The organism is Xanthomonas sp. CFBP 8152, from assembly GCF_014199025.1.
Lineage (GTDB): Bacteria > Pseudomonadota > Gammaproteobacteria > Xanthomonadales > Xanthomonadaceae > Xanthomonas > Xanthomonas arboricola_B.
In genome coordinates this window covers 1,479,283-1,500,829 of sequence record NZ_JACHNO010000001.1, presented here as the reverse complement: position 1 = coordinate 1,500,829, position 21,547 = coordinate 1,479,283, and the positions used below count along the sequence as shown (strand labels likewise).

Here is a 21,547-nt window from a genome sequence, read left to right as displayed (position 1 = left end):
CAAGACGACTGTGCGCAGCAGGCTCCATGGTCCCGACTACGATTGATGGCTGCGATCGATCGACGTGTTGCGATAAGGGCAGCAGCGGCTACCAGGCGTCCCTGGCACTGTTCTGCGCATCATCGGCGATCGCTGAATCTTTGCAATGCTTTGGCGCGCCCCGCAGCCGGTCGAAAAAACCCGTCAACGCACGCGTCACCAGGCGTTTCGAGAGCTTAGCGGCCGACGCTGCGACTAATTGACTAGTCCATGCCGACCGGCATGTGCAGCTCCGCACATCGTGGTCGCCGTCGCACTTCGCCGGGGCGAGGGCCGACGCGCCGAGGCCGTACAGTCGAATGATCCCCAGCGACGAGGTCCGCCATGCACGCCCCCCCACCGCACAACGCCGCGTACGCGCTGCAGGCACCTGCGCACCTGGACGCGTTCTTGATGCCGTTCACCGCCAACCGCCCGATTTGATCACCGCTGCCAAGAAGCTGACCAGTGGCACGGTGCCGATGGGTGCGGTGCTGTGGCCGATGCGATCCACGATGCCTTCATGCATGGGCCGCAGAACGATCCTGCGCAGCACCGCCTGACGACGAGCGCACAGGCGCCCGCGCGTAACGCCCGCGCGCAGCGCGGTCAAGCGCGCAAAGCCGCAGCAGGCTCACTACAATGCCGGCCCCGCACTTCCCCCGCAGTTGCCGCATGAACATCGTCGTCAAAGAAGAACTCAAGGCCTACATCGACCCGCTGACGCCCGACGAGCACGAGGCACTGGAACGCAGCCTGCTGGCCGAGGGCTGCCGCGATGCGCTGGTGCTGTGGGGCGATGTGCTGGTGGATGGCCACAACCGCTACGGCATCTGCCGGAAGCACGACCTGCCGTTCCAGACCGTGCAGAACCCGCGCTTCCAGTCGATGCAGGACGTGCACCTGTGGATGATCGAGCAGCACCTGGGCCGGCGCAGCGTGTCGGACTTCCAGCGTGGCGTGCTGGCGCTGCGCAAGCGCGAGATCCTGGCTGCGCGCCAGCGCAGCCAGCGCGATGCCGACGCCGCGGCCGAAGCGCCGGCGCTTGCCGACGATGACCAGGCGGCCAACGGCATCGACCACGGCCCCGCGCAGGCCGCCATGGACAGCGACAGCCCGCCATGGGAAGAGAGCTCCACTCCGGTCAGCCGCGCCGAGCTGGCGCGCGAGGCGCGCCTGAGCAACAACCAGGTGGTGATGATCGAGCGCATCCACAAACAGGCCGCCCCGGAAGTGGTGCAAGCCGTCAAGGCCGGCGAGATTTCGATCAGCGCTGCCGCTGCCGTGGCCACCTTATCCGAGGACGAGCAACGCGCCGCCGCACAGGCCGGCAAGGCCGAGCTCAAACAGGCTGCCAGGCGCGTGCGCGACGCCAAGCGCAAACCCAAGCCCGACCAGGCCGAAGGCGGCGAAGCCGAGCGCCGCGATGTGAAAGCCCTGCAACGCCGCGTCAGCGAACTGGAAAACGAAAACGCCGCACTGCAGGCCAAGGTGACCGCGCTGCAATCGCAGCTGGAGCGCCTGCGCGGCTGAGTGCCAGACGGTGCATCACCGTAGGAGCGTACCCGGGCGCGACGCGGCTGTCCCGGTAACCCCGTCACGCTCAGGCATGCTCCTACAGAATCGATCGGCCGCCATCGCCAACGGCAACCGCGATCGCTGCAACCACTCGTAGGAGCGCACCCGGGCGCGACCTGGCTGTCCCGGTAACCCCCCTCGCGCTCAGGCGCGCTCCTACAGAATCGATCGGCCGCCATCGCCAACGGCAACCGCGATCGCTGCAACCGCTCGTAGGAGCGCACCCGGGCGCGACGCGGCTGTCCCGGTAACGCCGTCGCGCTCAGGCGCGCTCCTACAGAATCGATCGGCCGCTATCGCCAACGGCAACCGCGATCGCTGCAACCGCTCGTAGGAGCGCACCCGCGCGCGACGCGGCTGTCCCGGTAACCCCGTCGCGCTCAGGCGCGCTGCTACCGGGCCATCACGTCCGCCGTGGACATGCCCTGATCCGGTGACTGGGTACACTGCGCAGATGGAACCAAGCGTCAGCACTCCCCGTCCCGTCGATCCCCGTCGTGCCCAGCTGCAGCGCATGAAGCTGTTGGCGGTGGCCCTGTTGCTGGCCATGTTCGCCGGCTTCGTCGTCAGTCACCTGATGGGCGAACAAGGCGTCTGGGCCTGGGTTTCGGCATTCTGCGAAGCGGCCACCGTCGGCGCACTAGCCGACTGGTTCGCGGTGGTGGCCTTGTTCCGCCGCCCGATGGGCCTGCCGATTCCGCATACCGCCATCCTGCCACGCGGCAAGGACCGCCTCGCCGATGGCCTGGCGATCTTCGTACGCGACCAGTTCCTCGCACCCGATGCGTTGATGGAAAAACTGCGTGTGTTCGACCCGGCCAGCCGCCTGGGCGAATGGCTGGCCAAACCCGAACAGGCCCGCATGCTCGCGCAGATGGCGCGCAGCTGGATGCTGCAGGCGCTGGAGCTGCTGGACGAGGCCGCAGTGCGCCGCGCGATCCAGCGCTTCGTGGTCGACCGGCTGCGCAAGTGGAATGCCGCCGCCACCGTCGGCGATGTCATGGCGCTGCTCACCACCGATGGCCGGCATCAGAAATTGCTGGACGAGGTGCTGTTGCGCCTGGGCCAGTGGTTGGATCAGGAACAGGTCAAAACGCGCGCCTCGGCATTGATCGTGCGCTATGCGCGGCGGGAGTGGCCCAAGCTGGTCGGCACGGTGAACTGGATCAAACCGATCGAAGAGATCGGCGACAGCCTGGCCGACCGTATGGCGCGTGCGGCGATCGAGGAGTTGCAGGACATCCTCAAGACGCCCGAGCATCCAATCAGGCTCGACTATGAAGCATGGCTGCAACGCTACATCGCGCGTCTGCGCGACGAGCCGGCAATGGCCGAGCGCGTGGAAGAACTCAAGCAGCGCGCGATCGAACATCCGGCCTTGCAGGACTACGTGCAAGGTCTGTGGGGCGAGATTCGCGATGCGTTGCGTAACGACCTGGCACGTGAGGAATCGTCGATGGCTGCGCACCTGGAGCGCTCCATGCAATCGCTCGGCCAGGCCCTGTCGCAGGATCCCTCGCTACGTGAAGCGCTCAACCAGCACATGCTGCAGGCTGCCGACAAACTCACCACGCGCTTGCGCGCATCGGTGACCGACCACATTGCATCGACGATGAAAAGTTGGGACGAACGTCACCTCGTCGAACAATTGGAATTGGGTGTTGGACGCGATCTGCAATACATTCGGTTCAACGGAACGTTGGTAGGTGGACTGATCGGGCTTGCTCTTCACGCATTATCGATCTGGCTGGCGTTCTGATGCATTGGCAATGACGTTGATCGCCCACCGGAAACACGTGCAGACACCGGGGAAACTGCACGCGTTCTGATGATCGTCAGGCGCCACCACGAGGCCGGCCTTGCTGTCGGCCAGCACACTGGGCACGCAACAGGCAAGGCAAAGGAACAGAAATGCCGAATGGCCGCTGGGATCTGCGCAGAAAATACGGGCGCCGTGCGTTGATTGGTGCCCTGCTGATTCTCGCCGCAGGCCTGATTGCCGCCATTTCCGCCGGCCTGTCGCTGCACCGGCATAACGAACTGGAGCGCGAACAGCGTTTCAGCTATGTCGTGCGCACGCTGGCACGCAACATCAGCGAGCGCATGTATTCCTTCGAACACGGGCTGCGCGGCGCGCGTGGTGCGGTGATCGGCGCCGGTAAAGAGATCATCAGTCGCGATCGCTTCATCTTGTACAGCCGCTCGCGCGATTACGCGCGCGAGTTTCCCGGCGTGCTGGGCTACGGCTACATCCATCGCGTCGCGCGTGCCGACGAAGAGGCCTTCCTGCAGGCCGCCCGCGCCGACGGCGCACCGGATATCAAGCGTCGGCCGCTGGAACCCTGGGACGGCGAGCGCTACATCGTGCTGTATTTCGAGCCGGAGTCCTCGGGCAACCGTCCGATCGGCCTGGATGTCGCCTCCGAACCACGTCGCCGCGCGGCCGCACTGCAGGCCGCACGCAGCGGTATGCCGATCATGACCTCGCCGATCTCGCTGTCTGGTTATCGCATTCCCAGCGAAAGCGGATTTCTGGTGCTGCTGGCGGTCTATCGCGAAGGCATGCCGCTACAGACACCGCAACAGCGCCTGGCCGCAACCAGCGGGTGGGTGTATGCGCCCTTCAGCGTCGAGCAGATGGTGGAAAGCACCTTGGGCGAGCGCGACGACGTGGCGCTGGATCTGTCCGACAGGAACGAGCCGACGCACAACTTCTTCCGCAGTGGCACCCCGTCCAGCGACAGCGCGCGTCGCCCGCCGGCAATCCAGCAGCTGCAGATCTACGGCCGCACCTGGATCATCACCGCCCACCCCACCGCCAGCTTCCTGGCGTCGCTCAACCAAACCTCGCCGTGGCTGATCGGCGGTCTGGTGCTGGGCGTGTCGGTGCTGTTTGCGGCATTGCTGGTGCTGTATTTCAGCAACGGACTACGCCGCGAGGAAGTACTGCGCAAACAGATGGAGCTGGCGGCACTGGTCAGCCATTCCAGCGAAGCCATCGTGGCCGAAACCCCGGACGGGGACATTACCCACTGGAATCCCGCTGCCGAGGCGATGTTCGGCTATCGCGCAGACGAGGCGATCGGCCAGAACCTGACGATGCTGCTGTCGCCGCAGCCGTATGCGATTCCCGACATCGAGCACGCCGATGAACAGCATTCGGTCGACACCTCGGCGGCCCAGAGCATGCGCCATCGCGATGGGCATCTGGTCCATGTGCTGGCCAGCAAGGCCCCTATCATCGAAAGCGACGCCACCCTGAGCGGGCATTCGCATTTCTTTCGCGACATCTCCGAGCGGGTGCGTTCGCACCAGCGCATCGTCGATCTCAATGCATCGCTCGAACATCAGGTCGCCGAACGCACCAGCGAACTGATGAAATTCTCCGCGCTGCATCGGGCGATCCTGGCCCACGCCGGCTTTGCCATCATCGCCACCGACTCCGGCGGATTTGTCACGCTGTTCAATCGCGCCGCGGAAAAATTGCTGGGATACAAGGCCGACGATGTGATCGGCCGCCGCAAGGCCGGCCAGTTCATCGAACCGGAGCAACTGCAGGAGCGCGCGCACCTGCTTTCCGAGCAGACCGGCGCGCCGGTGGCGCACACCCTGGAGGCGATCGCTGCGCTGACCAGCCTGGGCCGAAGCGACACTAGCGAATGGACCTACGTCAGCCAGGAAGGCCGCCGCCTGCCGGTGCTGCTGACCCTGAGCACCCTGCGCGACGATAACGATCAGGTGATCGGCTACCTGGGCATGGCGGTGGATCTGACGGAGCAGAAACTGCACGAGAAACAGCTGCGTCTGGCGATGGACGCGGCCAAGAGCGCCAACCAGTCCAAGTCCGATTTCCTGGCCAACATGAGCCATGAGATCCGCACGCCGATGAACGCGATCCTGGGCATGCTGTACCTGCTGCAGCGCAGCGAACTGCCCGGTGCCGCGCAGGACATGGTAACCAAGATCGACCGCTCCGCGCGCTCGTTGCTGGAAATCATCAACGACATCCTGGACTTCTCCAAGATCGAGGCCGGGCGCATCGATCTGGAACGCGCACCGTTCGACCTCAATCAACTGTTCGACAACATCGCCGACCTGATGCGTTCCTCGCTCAGCACCAAACCGGTGGAAATGATCGTCGAACCGCTGCCGCGCGACTGCCGCTGGTTGCTCGGCGATGCGCTGCGCATCAACCAGGTGCTGGTCAATCTGGTCGGCAACGCGATCAAGTTCACCGAAGAAGGCGAAGTGGTGCTCTCGGTACGGCGCTTCCCCAGCGGCGATCCGAACAAGCTCAAGCTGCTGTTCTCGGTGCGCGATACCGGCATCGGCATCTCCAAGGAAAAGCAGAGTCTGATCTTCTCCCCGTTCCTGCAGGCCGACACCTCCACCAGCCGGCGTTACGGCGGCAGCGGCCTGGGCCTGACCATCAGCCGGCGCCTGATTGAACTGATGGGCGGCGAGCTGGAAGTGGAGAGCGTGCCCGGCCGCGGCAGCGAATTCTATTTCGTGGTGACGCTGGAAAAGGCGGCCCCGCCGCCGGCCCAGCGCGACCTGCCGGCATTGCCGCCCGAAGCGATGCCGCGGGTGTTGATCGCCGACGACCACGATGCGGCGCTCAACAACCTGGTCCGCATCGCCACCGAACTCGGCTGGCGCGTGGACGCGGTCGCCAGCGGCCAGGCCGCCTTGCAGGCGATCGAACAGGCCAGCGAGCCCTACGACATCTTCCTGCTCGACTGGCGCATGCCCGATATCGACGGCGTGGCGATCGCGCGGCAGATCCGCGCGCGCGCCGTGCCCGGCCCGCATCCGGTGATCGTCATGGTCACCGCGTACGAGCGTCGCCTGCTCGAACAGCATCCCGAACAACAGGACCTGGATGCGGTCATGACCAAGCCGGTGACCAGTGCGGCGTTGCACCGGCTGGTGGAGCAACTGGTCGACGAACGCCACGGCGCACGCCCCGCCGCGCCCACGTTCGTGGCGCGTCGACTGGAAGGCGCGCATCTGCTGCTGGTGGACGACAGCGAGATCAACTGCGAAGTGGCCCAGCGCATTCTCGAAGGCGAAGGCGCCATGGTCACGGTCGCCCACGATGGCGAGCAGGCCATCAATACGCTCAGGCGCGCCCCTGAGTTGTTCCAGCTGGTGTTGATGGATGTGCAGATGCCGGTGGTCGATGGCTATGAAGCCACGCGACGGCTGCGGCAGATTCCGGCGCTGGCCAGCCTGCCGGTAATCGCGCTGACTGCCGGCGCCTTCCGCCCGCAACAGGAGAAGGCGCTGGAGGCGGGCATGAACGGTTTCATCGCCAAGCCGTTCAATGTGGAGGAACTGGTCACCGCTATCGGCCACTTCCTGCAGCCCGGTGCGCGGCGCATTCCATCGCCACCGCACGACACCGACGGACATGGCGGCCCCGAGTGGGACCACACCGACCCGGATATGTTGGATGCAGCGCGTGCACGCAGCCTGTGGCGCGAGCGCGAACCGTACGAGCGCTATCTGCTCAAACTGTTGCGCGACAACCCCGACCCGGCCTGGACCGCAGCCGAGCATCTGCGCCGCAACGAGCTGCCGGCGATCGGTGCGCTGGCGCACAAGTTGCGCGGCGCGGCCGGCTCGCTGGCGTTGCCGGGCCTGGCCGGTGCCGCCAGTGACCTGGAAACCCGCATCGAGCAAGGCCACGACATCACCTCGGCGCTGATCGCCCTCAAGGACACCATGCAGCGCACCGCCGCCGCGATCCGCACCTTCCTGCAACACGACGACAGCAACCAAGACGCAAGCGATGCCGATGTCACGCTGGACACGGACAGCGTGCAGATTCTGGAAGCGGCGCTGGGCAGCGACGATGCCGACAGGATCGACCACGCGCTGCTGATCTGCGCGCCGCGTCTGCCGCGCAATCTGCAGGAGGAACTGCAGCGCGCGGTGGAAGATTTCGACTTCCGTCGCGCCGAGGCCACGTTGCGCGACTGGCAAGCCACCCACCTGCGCTGACCGGTCACGACGTCGGTTGGCAAGGAGCCTCCATGCCGCAGCGTCCCCTGCTGTGCGTCGACGACGAATCCAGCAACCTGGCCACCCTGCGCTAGCTGCTGCGCGACGAGTTCCCGCTGGTGTTCGCCAAATCCGGCGGTGAAGCGCTGGAGGCGGTGCTCCGCCACGCGCCATCGTTGATCCTGCTGGATGTCGAGCTGCCCGACATGGACGGGTATGCAGTGGCGCGCACGCTCAAGCAGCAGCCCGCCAGCATAGCCATCCCGATTCTGTTCGTGACCTCGCGCAGCAGCGAGCACGACGAACGCACAGGCCTGGAAGCAGGCGCGGCCGATTACGTCAGCAAGCCCTACCCGCCCGCGCTGTTCAAGGCCAGAGCGAGCATTCCGCCCCACTCGCAGGCCGCACGGCCCCGCTCGCGCGGGCCGGCAGTGTTATCGGCTCCGTGATGCGTACGCAGTGTTGCCTGGCGCGCGCTTGAACCCCGCGTCGCAGCGGCGGACAATGCACATGTTGCGCCGCACAACACCGTGCGACGCGGGCCGGTCCGATCGCCATCTGCGCGCCACCGATGCGGCCCCGCAACCGAGAGCCCGATGTCCTCCAGCGTGTCCGAGGCCGGCGTCACGCCGCCACGTTATCCCGATTACCGCATCATCTCGCTGATCCTGGCCTGCGCCATCTTCATGGAGCAGATGGATGCCACCGTGCTGGCGACCGCGCTGCCGACCCTGGCACGTGACTTCGGCGTTGCCGCACCGGCGATGAGCATCGCCATGACCAGCTATCTACTGGCGCTGGCGGTGCTGATCCCGGCCAGCGGCGCGATTGCCGACCGCTTCGGCCTGCGCCGGGTGTTCGGCGCATCGATCTGGGTGTTCGTCGGCGGCTCGATCCTGTGTTCGCTGGCCGACAGCCTGCCCACCATGGTCGCCGCGCGCGTGCTGCAAGGCGCCGGCGGCGCGATGATGGCTCCGCTCGGTCGGCTGATCCTGTTGCGCACCGTGGAGCGTCGTCACCTGGTGTCGGCCATGGCCTGGACGCTGGTGCCGGCCTTCATCGGCCCGATGCTCGGCCCGCCGCTGGGCGGATTTTTCGTCTCGTATTTGGATTGGCGCTGGATCTTCTACATCAACGTGCCGATCGGCATTGCCGGCTTTGTGCTGGTGCGCCGTTTCATCCCCGACATTCCCAGCGAATCGGCCCCGGCACGCTTCGATCTGCGCGGTTTCGTGCTGTGCGGCACCGCGTTGGGTTGCCTGTTGTTCGGCCTGGAAATGGTCAGCCAGCAAGACGGCATCGGCACGGCGAGCTGGCTGCTGGCCATCGGCGGCAGCGCTGCACTGGGGTATCTGTGGCATGCACGCCACCACCCCGCTCCGCTGCTGGATCTGAGTCTGCTGCGGATCGATTCGTTCCGCTTGTCGGTGATCGGCGGGGCGCTGATGCGTATCACCCAGGGCGCGCATCCGTTCCTGCTGCCGCTGCTGTTCCAGATCGGCTTCGGCATGAGCGCTGCGCACAGCGGGCGCCTGATCCTGGCCACCGCGCTCGGCGCACTGCTGATGCGTAGCATCACTCCACAGTTGCTGCGCCGCTTCGGCTATCGCAACAGCCTGATCGGCAACGGCGTGCTCGCCAGCCTGGGCTACATGGTGTGTGCGTTGTTCCGGCCCGACTGGCCGCCGGCGCTGATGTTCGGCCTGCTGCTGTGCTGCGGCGCCTTCATGTCGTTCCAGTTCGCCGCCTACAACACCATCGCCTACGAAAACGTCCCCGCATCGCGCATGAGCCGCGCCAGCAGCCTGTACACCACCCTGCAGCAACTGATGCTCTCGGTCGGCGTGTGCGCCGGCGCGATGGTCCTCAAGCTGGCCATGCTGGCCGGCAGTCATCTGCAACCGCAGCAACGCGATTTCTCGCTGGCGTTCTGCGTGGTCAGCCTGATCTCGCTCAGCGCCACCTGGTGGCATGTGCGTTTCGACAAGGATGCCGGGCAGGAGATGAGCGGGCACCGCGCCTAGGCATTGGGCCCGCCCGCCTGCGCCCGACATGACTTGTCCGCCATGCCACTCGCATCCAGACATACTCACAAGAAAAGCAACGCGTGTGCTGTCGCTGATCGGATTTGGGCCTGGCGATTGGTCGATAGTCGGACGACGCATTGAGTTCGCGAATGTACGACGCAATTTCGCATGTAAACAAGGCGACCCTTGCGCCGCCTTGTGCATGGGCAGACTACTACGTAACTGCATCAGCGCAACCAAGGTGATGGCGAATCACTCGCTCCGCCATCACCTCGCTGCACATGGTTACAAGCCGTGCGCAGCCAGCTGCCCCAACCGCTGCACCGCGACCGACACGGTCGGGTAGTCCAGCGTCTTCTGCTCGGCCACATCGGCCAGCATGGCCAGGGTGAAGCGCAGGCTGGAATCGTCGCGCGCCAGCCAGGTGGCCACCTTGTCCTCGGCACTGCTGCCGGACATGGTCAGCACCTGCGCCACCAGTGCGCGCTGATGTGCGGCCAGTTCGTCGCGCAGCACGCCGCGTGCCACTGCGTGCCAGCGGCCGTTGACCTCCAGCGCGTCGATCTGCTCGAACAACCACGGCAGGCGCAGCGCTTCGCCCAGGCGGAAATGCACCTTGGACACCTCCACCGGCTTGAGCTTGCGGGTGCGCGCGGTTTCGATGATGTCGAAGGCCGGTTCCAGGTAACGCAACTCGCACAGCTGTTGCGCCAGCTGCGGCGGCAGGCCCTTGTCCTGCCATTCCTGCACGCTGGCTTCGTACTGCGGGCGCTGCGCATCCGACAGCACGCCGGAGGCGATACGGATGTCGTTGAACGGGCCGTGGTAACGCTCCACCGCCGCGGTGATGCCCGGCATCTGACCCGGACGCAACAGCAGCCAACGCACGAACGAGCGTTGCAGGCGCCAAATCACTTCCAGCGCATCGATCTGCACCGACTCGGGCACCTTGCCGTCCAATGCGTCGATCTGCGTCCACAGTGCGCGCGCATCCAGGGTCTCGCGGCTGATGGTGTAGGCCTTGGCGACCTCGGCGATGCTGCGGCCGGTGTCTTCCTGCATGCGCATCAGGAAGGTGGCGCCCATGCGGTTGATGGTGGTGTTGGTCACCGCGGTGGCGATGATTTCGCGCTTGAGGCGGTGGCGCTCCATCGCATCGGCGTATTTCTTCTGCAGCGGCTGCGGGAAGTAGCGCTGCAGTTCCTTGGACAGATACGGGTCTTCCGGAATGTCCGATTCCAGCAGCTGCTGGAACGCCACCAGCTTGGAGTACGACAGCAGCACCGACAGCTCCGGCCGCGACAGGCCCTGCCCGCGCGCCTTGCGTGCGGACAGTTCGGCATCGGAGGGCAGGAACTCGATCTGACGATCGAGCAGGCCCTGCAATTCCAGCGTGCGGATGAAGTGCTGCTTGGAGCCCAGACGCTTGACGCTCATCCGCTCCATCAGGCTGATCGCCTGGTTCTGGCGGTAGTTGTCCCACAACACCAGGTCGGCCACTTCGTCGGTCATCGAAGCGAGTAGCGTGTTGCGCGCGTCGTAGGTGAGCTTCTTGGCCTGCACCATGTCGTTGAGCAGGATCTTGATGTTCACCTCGTGATCGGAGGTGTCCACGCCGGCCGAGTTGTCGATGAAGTCGGTGTTGAGCAGCACCCCGGCCTGCGCGGCCTCAATGCGGCCGAGCTGGGTCAGGCCGAGGTTGCCGCCCTCGCCCACCACCTTGCAGCGCAACTCGCCGCCATTGACGCGCAGGCCGTTGTTGGCGCGGTCGCCCACATCGGCATGCGACTCGCTGGACGCCTTGACGTAGGTGCCGATGCCGCCATTCCAGAACAGGTCCACCGGCGCCTTGAGGATGGCGTTCATCAGCTCGTTGGGCGAGAGCTGCTTGACGCTGGATTCCAACCCCAGGACCTCGCGCACCGGCGCGCTGATATCGATGGATTTGAGCGTGCGCGGATAGATGCCGCCGCCGGCGCTGATCAGCTTGGCCTCGTAGTCGGCCCAGCTGGAACGCGGCAGCTTGAACAGGCGCTCGCGCTCGGCGAACGAGGCGGCGGCATCGGGATTGGGATCCAGGAAGATGTGCCGGTGATCGAACGCAGCCAGCAGGCGGATATGGCGCGACAACAGCATGCCGTTGCCGAACACGTCGCCGGACATGTCGCCGATGCCGACCACGCTGAAATCCTGGCTCTGGCAGTCGCGCCCCATCGCACGGAAGTGGCGCTTGACCGATTCCCACGCACCGCGCGCGGTGATGCCCATGCCCTTGTGGTCGTAGCCGACCGAGCCGCCGGAGGCGAACGCATCGCCCAGCCAGAAGCCGTGGTCCAGCGCCAACCCGTTGGCGATGTCGGAGAACGTGGCAGTGCCCTTGTCGGCCGCGACTACGAGATACGGGTCGTCCAGGTCGTGACGCACCACCTGCGGCGGCGGCACGATCTTGCCGCCGACGATGTTGTCGGTGATGTCGAGCAGGCTCTGGATGAACAGCTTGTAGCAGGCGATGCCTTCGGCCTGGATCGCGTCACGGTCGCCGCCGACCGGCGAGCGCTTGACGTAGAAACCGCCCTTGGCGCCGACCGGCACGATGACGGTGTTCTTGACCATCTGCGCCTTGACCAGACCCAGCACCTCGGTGCGGAAATCCTCGCGCCGGTCCGACCAGCGCAGGCCACCACGCGCCACCGCGCCAAAGCGCAGGTGCACGCCTTCCACACGCGGGCTGTAGACGAAGATCTCGCGGTACGGACGCGGCTTGGGCAGATCCGGCACGATCGAGGAATCCAGCTTGAAGCTGATGCAATGGCCGTGCTTGCCGCTCTTGTCGGCCTGGTAATAGTTGGTGCGTAGCGTCGCATCGATCACGCCGATGAAGCTGCGCAGGATGCGGTCCTCGTCCAGGCTGGAGACGCGATCCATCAACTTCAGCAGCGTGGCGCGCGCGGCTTCCTGCTGCGCATCGCGATCGCTGCCACGCGCCTGCAGCACCGGCTCCAGCGCCTTGAGCGTGGCCTCGTCGCCAGCGGCCAGCACCGACAACTCCTCGCGCAGGCGTTCCTGCCCGGCGAAGATCTGCGCCTTGGTCTCGTTGCCGGTGGACGGATCGAAGCGCGCCTCGAACAGTTCCACCAGCAAGCGCGCCAGCAGCGGATAACGGGTAAACGTCGCCTCGACGTAGGCCTGCGAAAACGGCACCGCGGTCTGCAGCAGGTACTTGCAATAGCCGCGCAGCAGCGCGACCTGGCGCCAGTGCAGGCCGGCGGCCAGGATCAGGCGATTGAAGCCGTCGTTCTCGGCATCGCCGTTCCAGATCCGCTCGAAGGCTTCGCCGAAACCGGCGTCGGCGTTGGCCGCATTGATCTTGCCGGAGGTCGATTCGACCTCGAAATCCTGAATGTAGACCGGCGTCTCGCCGACCTGCAGCCGGTATGGCCGCTCGGAGATCACGCGCAGGCCCATGTTTTCCATCATCGGCATCGCATCGGACAACGGAATGTCGTCGAGCTGGCGATACAGCTTCAGGCGCAGGCCTTCGCCGGCGTCCAGTCGCATGCCGTCGTCGCGACGGATTTCCTGCAGGCTCAGATGCAGATCGTCCGGGCCGTCCAGTGCGGCCAGATGTTCGACGTCGGACACCGCCGATTCAATCGACGAGTCCTCGATATAACCGGCCGGCAACGCACGCCCGAAGTTGGCGGCCATGCGCAGGCCATTGACCTCGCCATGCCGTGCCACCAGCGCCTCGCGCAGGGCATCGCGCCAGTTGCGCAGCAGATGCGCCAGCCGCGACTCGAGTTCGGTGGTATTGAATTCCAGCGCCTCGCCGCTCTTGGGCCGTACGATCAAGTGCAGCTGCGCCAGTGGCGACTCGCCCAACACCACGCTGGAATCGATGTATTCGCCGTGCAGCGCATCCTTGAGCAAGGCCTCGATGCGCAGCCGCACATCGGTGTTGAAGCGCTCGCGCGGGATGTACACCAGCGCGGAGATGAAGCGGCTGTACTTGTCGCGGCGCAGGAACATGCGGCTGCGCACGCGCTCCTGCAGGCCGAGGATGCCGATCGCGGTGCGATACAGCTCTTCCTCGTTGGACTGGAACAACTCCTCGCGCGGCAGCGTCTCGAGGATGTGCCGCAGTGCCTTGCCGCTGTGGCTGCTCGGGGTCAGCCCGGACTTGCTCATCACGTACTCGTGGCGCTGGCGCACCAGCGGAATCTCCCACGGGCGGCGGTTGTAGGCGCTGGAGGTGAACAGGCCCAGGAAGCGCTGCTCGCCGACGATGCGGCCCTTGGCATCGAATTCCAGGATGCCGATGTAATCCATGTAGCCGACCCGATGCACGCGCGAGCGCGCGTTGGTCTTGGTCAGGATCAGCGCGTCCTTGAGCTTGGCCGAGGTGTTCAGGCCGTGCGCCGCCAGCGTGGTCACCGGGCGCGCCGGCGAGGTGTCGTGGCCGCGCATCAGGCCCAGGCCGGTTTCTTCCACCGGCGCCAGCACGTCCTGGCCGTCCTGCTTCTCCACGCGGTACTCGCGATAGCCGAAGAAGGTGAAGTGGTCGGCCGCCGCCCAGCGCAGGAACTCCTGCGCCTCGTGGCGGCTGATGTCGTCCATCGGCAGGCGGCGGGTGGCCAGGTCGTCGGCCAGCATCACCATCTTCTCGCGCATCGACGCCCAGTCGTGCACGATCGCGCGCACTTCGGCCAGCACCTTGCGCACCGCCGCTTCCACCTTGGGCATGTCGTCGGCGGGCTGGCGGTCGATCTCCAGCACCATCATCGACTCGCTCTTGCCCTCGCCCACTGCGGTCAGCTTGCCGGCCTTGTCGCGCGCAATGCGCAGCACCGGATGGCCGAGCACGTGCACGCCGATGCCCAGATCCGACAGCGTCATGCTCACCGAGTCGACCAGGAACGGCATGTCGTCGTTGACGATCTGCAGCAGCGTGTGCGGCGACTCGTAGCCGTGGCTCTTCAGGGTCGGGTTGAACACCCGCACATTGACCGTACCGGCCTTGCGCGTGCGCGCAAATTCAAGCATGTCCGACGCCAGGGCCGCCCACTGCTCGGGCGGGTGGTTGGGGAACTCGTCCTCTTCCATGCGCCGGTAGAAGTCGGCTGCGAACAGCTGCACCTCGGACTGGCGGGCAGCCGGGTAGCGCTTGCGCAACGCGGCGAAGACCGGCTCCAGGGTGACCGCCTGCGGCGCGGCGGCAAGCACGGGGACGGCATGGTCGGCGACTGGTTTGACCGACGTCGTGGACGATTTCGAAGCAGCTTTCTTGGCTGTCATGAGAGCGCTGGGGTGCTCGGTGGAAAACCTGAATTGTACCGGCGCCGGATGAAGACGCCTTGCTGCATAGCGCAAATTTCCGGCCAACCGCCGACCGGGTGCAGCGTCAACGCACCCTCCCCGACTGGCATTCTGCCGGCGTCGCCGGATTGGCCCCTGCACAAGCGCACGCCGGACCGCCACACCCGGCAAAGTCCGGCCGGGCGCCCGGGGCATAAGGCGTGCATCGACATGACCGCGAGCGTCAAGTCTGTTTAAAAACTAAACTGGACGGTATAGTCTACCGCCATGACCCCCCGTTCCCACCGTGCTGCCCGGCGCTCGGACTGCGATCGCCGCATCCATACAGCTGTGCATACGCTGCTTGCCGAGCGCGGCATGCGGCTGAGCATGGACGCGGTGGCCGCGCGTGCCGGCTGCTCCAAGCAGACCCTCTACAGTTACTACGGTTGTAAAGAAAACCTGCTGCGCGACGTGCTTCAGGACCATGTGCATCTGGCAACGGTGCCGCTGGGCACCGACTCGGGCGAGTTGCGCGAGGATCTGCTGGCCTTCGCGCTGGCTCACCTTGACCGCCTGAACCGCCCCGATGTGTTACAGACCTGCCGGTTGGTGGAGGCCGAATCGCATCGGTTCCCAGATCAGTCGCAGCAGATCTTCCAGGACGGAGTCGTCGGTATGCAGCAGCGCCTGGCGCAGCGCTTCCAACAAGCGATGCAAGCCGGCCAGCTGCGCCATGACGATCCGCACTGTATGGCCGAACTGCTGTTGAGCATGATCGTCGGTCTGGATTTCGACCGGCAACGTTTTCAGGTTCCCCACCGCGCCGGCCTCCCCGCCAGGCAGCAGTGGGCGCAGTTCGCTGTCGACACCTTCCTGCGTGCATTTGCCGCGGTTGCTGCCACGCCTTCGCTGTCCCCGCTTTCCTTTCTCACTTCAAGACCCTAACGGAGTTCCTCCTGATGATCGCCCCGCTTCGCACATTCGGCCTGGCCTGTGCCATCACCCTGGCGCTGGCTGCCTGCAGCAAGCCCGAACAACAGCAGGCGCCGCCGCCGCCGGAAGTGTCGGTGCTGGAGATGAAGCCGCAGACCCTGCCGCTGGAACGCGACCTGGTCGGCCGCCTGTCGGCATTCCGCTCGGCCGACGTGCGCGCACGTGTCGACGGCGTGCTGCTCAAGCGCCTGTACACCGAAGGCACCGACGTCAAGGAAGGCCAGCCGTTGTTCGAGATCGACCCGGCCCCGCTGAAGGCCACGCTGCTGCAGGCGCAAGGCCAGCTGGCCGCCGCCCAGGCGACCTACGCCAACGCCCAGGTCGCCGCCAAGCGTGCGCGCAGCCTGGCCCCGCAGCAGTACGTGTCGCGTGCCGACATCGACAACGCCGAAGCCACCGAGCGCTCTTCCGGCGCCAGCGTGCAACAGGCGCGCGGCCAGGTCGAGTCCGCCCGCATCCAGCTCGGCTTTGCCAGCGTGACCTCGCCGATCACCGGCCGCGCCGGCATCCAGCGCGTGACCGAAGGTGCGCTGGTGGGCTCGGGTGAGGCGACCCTGCTGACCACGGTCGATCAGATCGACCCGCTGTATGTGAACTTTGCGATGAGCAGCGAAGAACTGGCCGCCCTGCGCCAGGCCCAGAGCAGCGGCAACGTGCAGCTCAGCGGCGATGGCAAGTCCACCATCAACGTGGAACTGGGCAACGGCACGCAATACCCGCACCCGGGTACGCTGGATGTGTCGGCAGTGACGGTGGACCCGAGCACCGGTGCGGTGTCGCTGCGCGCGACCCTGCCCAATCCGGAACAGGCCCTGCTGCCGGGTGCGTTCGTGACCTTCAAGGCCAGCCTGGGCCAGCGCAACAACGCCTACCTGCTACCGCAGCAGGCCGTGCAGCGCGATGCCACCGGCGCTTATGCACTGGTGCTGGGCAAGGACGGCAAGGTGGTGCGCAAGAATCTCACTGTCGATGGCCAGCAGAAAGGCCAGTGGATCGTCACCGGGGGCGTGACCCCGGGCGATCAGGTGATCGTCGATGGCGTACAGAAGGCAAAGGAAGGACAGCCGGCCAAGGGCGTGCCGTGGGATCCGAACAAACCGGCACAAGGCGGCCAGCCGGGTGCGCCGGGCGCGGCTCCGGCCGCGGCCCAGGGCGGTGACGCACAGGCCGCACCGGCGGCCGACAAGGCCGATGCAGCGGCACCGGCCGCGCAGGAACAGTCCAAGCCCGACGCTGCAGCGCAGCCGGCCGACTCCCAGTCCAAGCAGCAGTGACGGAACCCGGACATGCCTAAGTTTTTCATCGAACACCCTGTCTTTGCCTGGGTGGTGGCGATCCTGATCTCGCTTGCGGGCGTGATTTCGATCCTGAATCTGGGTATCGAGTCGTACCCCACGATCGCCCCGCCGCAGGTCACCGTGACCGCCAACTTCCCCGGCGCCAGTGCCGATACCGCCGAAAAAGCGGTGACCCAGGTCATCGAGCAGCAGCTCACCGGTATCGATCACCTGCTGTACTTCAACTCGTCCTCGGCCGCCAACGGCCGCGTGACCATCACGCTGACGTTCGAAACCGGCACCGACGCGGATATCGCGCAGGTGCAGGTACAGAACAAGGTGTCGCTGGCCACGCCGCGCCTGCCCTCGGAAGTCACCCAGCAGGGTGTGGTGGTGGCCAAGGCCAATGCCGGCTTCCTGATGGTGGCCGCGTTACGCTCTGACAACCCGTCGATCAACCGCGATGCGCTCAACGACATCGTCGGCTCGCGCGTGCTCGAGCAGATCTCGCGCGTGCCCGGCGTGGGCAGCACCAACCAGTTCGGCGCCGAGTACGCGATGAACATCTGGTTGAACCCGGAGAAACTTCAGGGCTACAACCTGTCGGCGACCCAGGTGCTGACCGCGGTGCGTAACCAGAACGTGCAGTTCGCTGCCGGTTCGGTGGGCGCGGACCCCACTCCGGAAGGCATCAGCTTCACCGCCACCGTCTCGGCCGAGGGCCGCTTCAGCTCGCCCGACCAGTTCGAGAACATCATCCTGCGCACCGACAACAACGGTGCCACGGTGCGTCTGAAGGATGTCGCACGGGTCACCGTGGGGCCGAGCAACTACGGCTTCGACACCCAGTACAACGGCAAGCCCACCGGCGCCTTCGGTATTCAGCTGTTGCCGGGCGCCAACGCCCTGAACGTGTCCGAGGCGGTCAGTGCCAAGCTCGACGAACTGCAGCCGACCTTCCCGCAGGGCGTGACCTGGTTCTCGCCATACGAATCGACCACCTTCGTGCGCATCTCCATCGAGGAAGTGATCCACACGCTGGTGGAAGCCATCGTGCTGGTGTTCCTGGTGATGCTGCTGTTCCTGCAGAACTTCCGCGCCACCGTGATTCCGACGCTGGTGATTCCGGTCGCGCTGCTGGGCACGTTCTTCGGCATGTACATGATCGGCTTCACCATCAATCAGCTGACGCTGTTTGCGATGGTGCTGGCGATCGGCATCGTGGTCGACGACGCGATCGTGGTGATCGAGAACGTCGAACGCATCATGAGCGAGGAACACCTGGAGCCGAAGGCGGCCACGCAGAAGGCGATGACCCAGATCACCGGCGCAGTGGTGGCCATCACCGTGGTGCTGGCGGCGGTGTTCATCCCCTCCTCGCTGCAACCCGGCGCTTCGGGCGCGATCTACAAGCAGTTCGCGCTGACCATCGCCATGTCGATGGGGTTCTCCGCGTTCCTGGCGTTGAGCTTCACCCCGGCGCTATGCGGCGCGTTCCTCAAGTCGACCCATTCGACCAAGAAGAACTGGATCTACCGCACCTTCGACAAGTACTACGACAAGCTGGCGCATCGCTATGTCGGCGTGGTCGGCCACACCCTCAAGCGCTCGCCGCCGTGGATGATCGTGTTCGTGGTGCTGGTGGTGCTGTGCGGCTTCCTGTTCACCCGCATGCCGGGCAGCTTCCTGCCGGAAGAAGATCAGGGCTTTGCGGTGGCCATCGTGCAGCTGCCGCCGGGCGCGACCAAGATCCGCACCAACGAGGCCTTTGCGCAGATGCGCGCGGTCCTGGAGAAGCAACCGGCCGTGGAAGGCATGCTGCAGATTGCCGGCTTCAGCTTCCTGGGCTCGGGCGAAAACGTCGGCATGGGCTTCATCCGGCTCAAGCCGTGGGACGAGCGCGACGTCACCGCCGGAGAGTTGATCCAGCAGCTCAACGGTGCCTTCTACGGCATCAAGGGCGCGCAGATCTTCGTGGTCAACCTGCCCACCGTGCAGGGACTGGGCCAGTTCGGCGGTTTCGACATGTGGCTGCAGGACCGCTCCGGCGCAGGCCAGGAAGCCCTCACCCAGGCGCGCAACATCGTGCTCGGCAAGGCGGCGGAAAAGCAGGACACCCTGGTGGGCGTGCGTCCGAACGGCCTGGAAAACTCGCCGCAGCTGCAGTTGCATGTGGACCGTGTCCAGGCGCAATCGATGGGGCTGGACGTCAGCGACATCTACAGCTCGATCCAGCTGATGCTGGCGCCGGTCTACGTCAACGACTACTTCGCCGAAGGCCGCATCAAGCGCGTCAACATCCGTGCCGACGATCAGTTCCGTACCGGCCCGGAGTCGCTGCGCAGCTTCTTCAGCCCGAGCGCCACGGCCACCGGTGCCGATGGTCAGCCGGGGATGATTCCGCTGAGCAATGTGGTCAAGGCCGACTGGACCTACGCCTCGCCGGCACTGAACCGCTACAACGGCTATTCGGCGGTGAACCTGGTCGGTAACCCGGCGCCGGGCGGCAGCTCCGGCCAGGCGATGAGCGCGATGGAAGAGATCGTCAACAACGATCTGCCGCCGGGCTTCGGCTTCGACTGGAGCGGCATGTCGTACCAGGAAATCATCGCCGGTAACGCTGCCACGCTGCTGCTCGCGTTGTCGGTGGTGGTGGTGTTCCTGTGCCTGGCCGCACTTTACGAGAGCTGGTCGATTCCGGTGGCAGTGCTGATGGTGGTGCCGATCGGCGTGCTGGGCGCGATCACCTTCTCGATGCTGCGCGGCCTGCCGAACGATCTGTATTTCAAGATCGGCATGATCACGGTGATCGGCCTGGCGGCCAAGAACGCGATCCTGATCGTGGAGTTTGCGGTGGAGCAGCGTGCGGCAGGCAAGACGCTGCGCGAGGCGACGCTGGAGGCGGCGCATCTGCGCTTCCGCCCGATCCTGATGACCTCGTTCGCCTTCATCCTGGGCGTGCTGCCGCTGGCCATTTCCACCGGTGCCGGCGCCAACTCGCGTCACTCCATCGGTACCGGCGTGATCGGCGGCATGGTGTTCGCCACCGTGCTCGGCGTGATCTTCATCCCGTTGTTCTTCGTGGTGGTGCGCCGCATGCTGGGCGACAAGCTGGATGAACAGTCCAAGCAGTACCTGCTCGCGCAGAACGACTCGGGCCCGCATCGTCCGGATCGCTGATCCCGGATACGGCGCAGAACGAAAAGCCCCGGCAATGCCGGGGCTTTTTTGTTCGCGCGCCCGTGATCTCCCGTAGGAGCGCACCCGGGCGCGACAAGCCTTGCCGGTAACGCCCCTCGCGCCCGAGTGCGCTCCTACGACGAGGGCGGTTAGATGCGCGGGCGCGCGCCAGTGGAGCCGCGCACTACGCAGCGCCCGGTCATCACCATGCGACGGATCGGCAGCTGCGGATTGCTCAAACGCTCGAGCAGCAGCGACATCGCCGCGCGGCCCATGTCTTCGACCGGCTGCTCGACCACGGTGATCCCCGGCTCGACCAAGTCGGTCCAGCGCTCGTTGTCGAAGCCGGCCAGGGCCAGGTCCTCGGGGATGCGCAGCCGGGCGGTGCGGGCGGCCTTGAGCGCGCCCATCAACAGCAGGCTGTTACTAGTGACGATGGCGTCGGGGCGGTCTGCGCCGGCCAGCCATTGGCCGACTTCGGCGATCGCCGCTTCGGCGGTGGGCGCCACTTCGCGGTAGGCCGGCGTCAGCCCTGGCGCAGCCATCGCGGCCAGATAACCGTTGCGGCGCTCGGTCGCGGTGGTACTGGTGCCGAACAACCCGCCGATGCGCCGATAGCCCTGCGCCTGCAGATGCGCGACCAGTTCGCCCATGGCCGCGGCGTTATCCAGCACCACGCTGTCGTAGCGGCTGCCGGGGCCGGCGCGGTCCACCAGCACGGTCGGATAGTCCAGCACCAGTTCGTGCATGCGCCCGACCGTATTGCGGGTCGGCGCAAAGATCAACCCGGTGATGCGTTCTTCCTGCATCAATTGCAGGTACAGCGCCTCGCGCTCGGGATCTTCGTCGGTATTGCACAGGGTCACGCGCATGCCGGCGCGATAGGCCACTTCTTCCACCGCGCGGATCAGCGCGGTGAAGTAAGGGTTGCGGATATCGGCGACGATCACCCCCAGGATGCCGGACTGCTGGGACCGCAGGCGCCGTGCCATCAGATTGGGCCGGTAGCCGGTCTGGCGCACCGCCGCTTCGACCTTGGCGCGTACCTCCTCGCTGACCGGGCCGGTGCCCAGCGCGCGCGAGACCGTCGATTTGGAAACCCCGGCCACACGGGCCACGTCATTGATGCTGATACTCACTGGGACCGTTCCCGCTCCATTTGCGCACCCG

Annotated in this window: 10 protein-coding genes and 1 pseudogene; 8 read left to right on the top strand and 3 right to left on the bottom strand. The window is 65.8% G+C overall.

From position 1 onward, the window contains the following. Positions 1-439: 439 nt before the first annotated feature. Complete coding sequence (locus tag FHT09_RS06280) at positions 440-631, bottom strand: hypothetical protein (RefSeq protein ID WP_181141229.1); 192 nt, start codon at positions 629-631, stop codon at positions 440-442. A gap of 62 nt (positions 632-693) precedes the next feature. On the opposite strand from FHT09_RS06280, the gene FHT09_RS06275 reads away from it, so the two are divergent. From FHT09_RS06275 to FHT09_RS06255, 5 genes and pseudogenes are all read left to right on the top strand, one after another. Next, positions 694-1,551 (top strand): plasmid replication/partition related protein, encoded by an 858-nt coding sequence (locus FHT09_RS06275; RefSeq protein WP_104604881.1) that lies wholly within the window; start codon positions 694-696, stop codon positions 1,549-1,551. Between the two features lie 499 nt (positions 1,552-2,050). Further along, complete coding sequence (locus tag FHT09_RS06270) at positions 2,051-3,355, top strand: DUF445 family protein (RefSeq protein WP_104604883.1); 1,305 nt, start codon at positions 2,051-2,053, stop codon at positions 3,353-3,355. Positions 3,356-3,507: 152 nt separating this feature from the next. Continuing rightward, positions 3,508-7,602: a response regulator gene (locus tag FHT09_RS06265; RefSeq protein ID WP_104604885.1), complete on the top strand. Its 4,095-nt coding sequence runs from the start codon at positions 3,508-3,510 to the stop codon at positions 7,600-7,602. Positions 7,603-7,697: 95 nt separating this feature from the next. After that, positions 7,698-7,979 (top strand): annotated as a pseudogene (locus tag FHT09_RS06260) (response regulator); the annotation flags it as partial. A 219-nt stretch (positions 7,980-8,198) separates the two neighbouring features. After that, positions 8,199-9,626 (top strand): DHA2 family efflux MFS transporter permease subunit, encoded by a 1,428-nt coding sequence (locus FHT09_RS06255; RefSeq protein ID WP_104604887.1) that lies wholly within the window; start codon positions 8,199-8,201, stop codon positions 9,624-9,626. Positions 9,627-9,914: 288 nt separating this feature from the next. On the opposite strand, the gene FHT09_RS06250 is transcribed toward FHT09_RS06255, so the two are convergent. Then, complete coding sequence (locus tag FHT09_RS06250; RefSeq protein WP_104604889.1) at positions 9,915-14,924, bottom strand: NAD-glutamate dehydrogenase domain-containing protein; 5,010 nt, start codon at positions 14,922-14,924, stop codon at positions 9,915-9,917. 288 nt (positions 14,925-15,212) lie between these two features. On the opposite strand from FHT09_RS06250, the gene FHT09_RS06245 reads away from it, so the two are divergent. From FHT09_RS06245 to FHT09_RS06235, 3 genes are read left to right on the top strand one after another with little or no spacing between them, the layout of a single operon-like run. Continuing rightward, positions 15,213-15,872 (top strand): TetR/AcrR family transcriptional regulator, encoded by a 660-nt coding sequence (locus tag FHT09_RS06245; RefSeq protein ID WP_104537024.1) that lies wholly within the window; start codon positions 15,213-15,215, stop codon positions 15,870-15,872. Positions 15,873-15,886: 14 nt separating this feature from the next. Continuing rightward, positions 15,887-17,194, top strand: a complete 1,308-nt coding sequence (locus tag FHT09_RS06240; RefSeq protein ID WP_104604891.1) for an efflux RND transporter periplasmic adaptor subunit — start codon at positions 15,887-15,889, stop codon at positions 17,192-17,194. Positions 17,195-17,206: 12 nt separating this feature from the next. Beyond that, on the top strand, positions 17,207-20,377 hold the full coding sequence (locus FHT09_RS06235) for a multidrug efflux RND transporter permease subunit (RefSeq protein ID WP_104537020.1): 3,171 nt from the start codon (positions 17,207-17,209) through the stop codon (positions 20,375-20,377). Positions 20,378-20,526: 149 nt separating this feature from the next. On the opposite strand, the gene FHT09_RS06230 is transcribed toward FHT09_RS06235, so the two are convergent. After that, a complete protein-coding gene (locus tag FHT09_RS06230; RefSeq protein ID WP_104604893.1) occupies positions 20,527-21,516 on the bottom strand; it encodes a LacI family DNA-binding transcriptional regulator in 990 nt (329 codons plus the stop codon). Between the last annotated feature and the right edge of the window lie 31 nt (positions 21,517-21,547).

Excerpts from the sequence above, each read along its gene's own strand:
- FHT09_RS06275 (WP_104604881.1), top strand. The coding sequence starts at position 694 with ATGAACATCGTCGTCAAAGAAGAACTCAAGGCCTACATCGACCCGCTG.
- FHT09_RS06270 (WP_104604883.1), top strand. The coding sequence starts at position 2,051 with ATGGAACCAAGCGTCAGCACTCCCCGTCCCGTCGATCCCCGTCGTGCC.
- FHT09_RS06265 (WP_104604885.1), top strand. The coding sequence starts at position 3,508 with ATGCCGAATGGCCGCTGGGATCTGCGCAGAAAATACGGGCGCCGTGCG.
- FHT09_RS06255 (WP_104604887.1), top strand. The coding sequence starts at position 8,199 with ATGTCCTCCAGCGTGTCCGAGGCCGGCGTCACGCCGCCACGTTATCCC.
- FHT09_RS06250 (WP_104604889.1), bottom strand. The coding sequence starts at position 14,924 with ATGACAGCCAAGAAAGCTGCTTCGAAATCGTCCACGACGTCGGTCAAA.
- FHT09_RS06245 (WP_104537024.1), top strand. The coding sequence starts at position 15,213 with ATGACCCCCCGTTCCCACCGTGCTGCCCGGCGCTCGGACTGCGATCGC.
- FHT09_RS06240 (WP_104604891.1), top strand. The coding sequence starts at position 15,887 with ATGATCGCCCCGCTTCGCACATTCGGCCTGGCCTGTGCCATCACCCTG.
- FHT09_RS06235 (WP_104537020.1), top strand. The coding sequence starts at position 17,207 with ATGCCTAAGTTTTTCATCGAACACCCTGTCTTTGCCTGGGTGGTGGCG.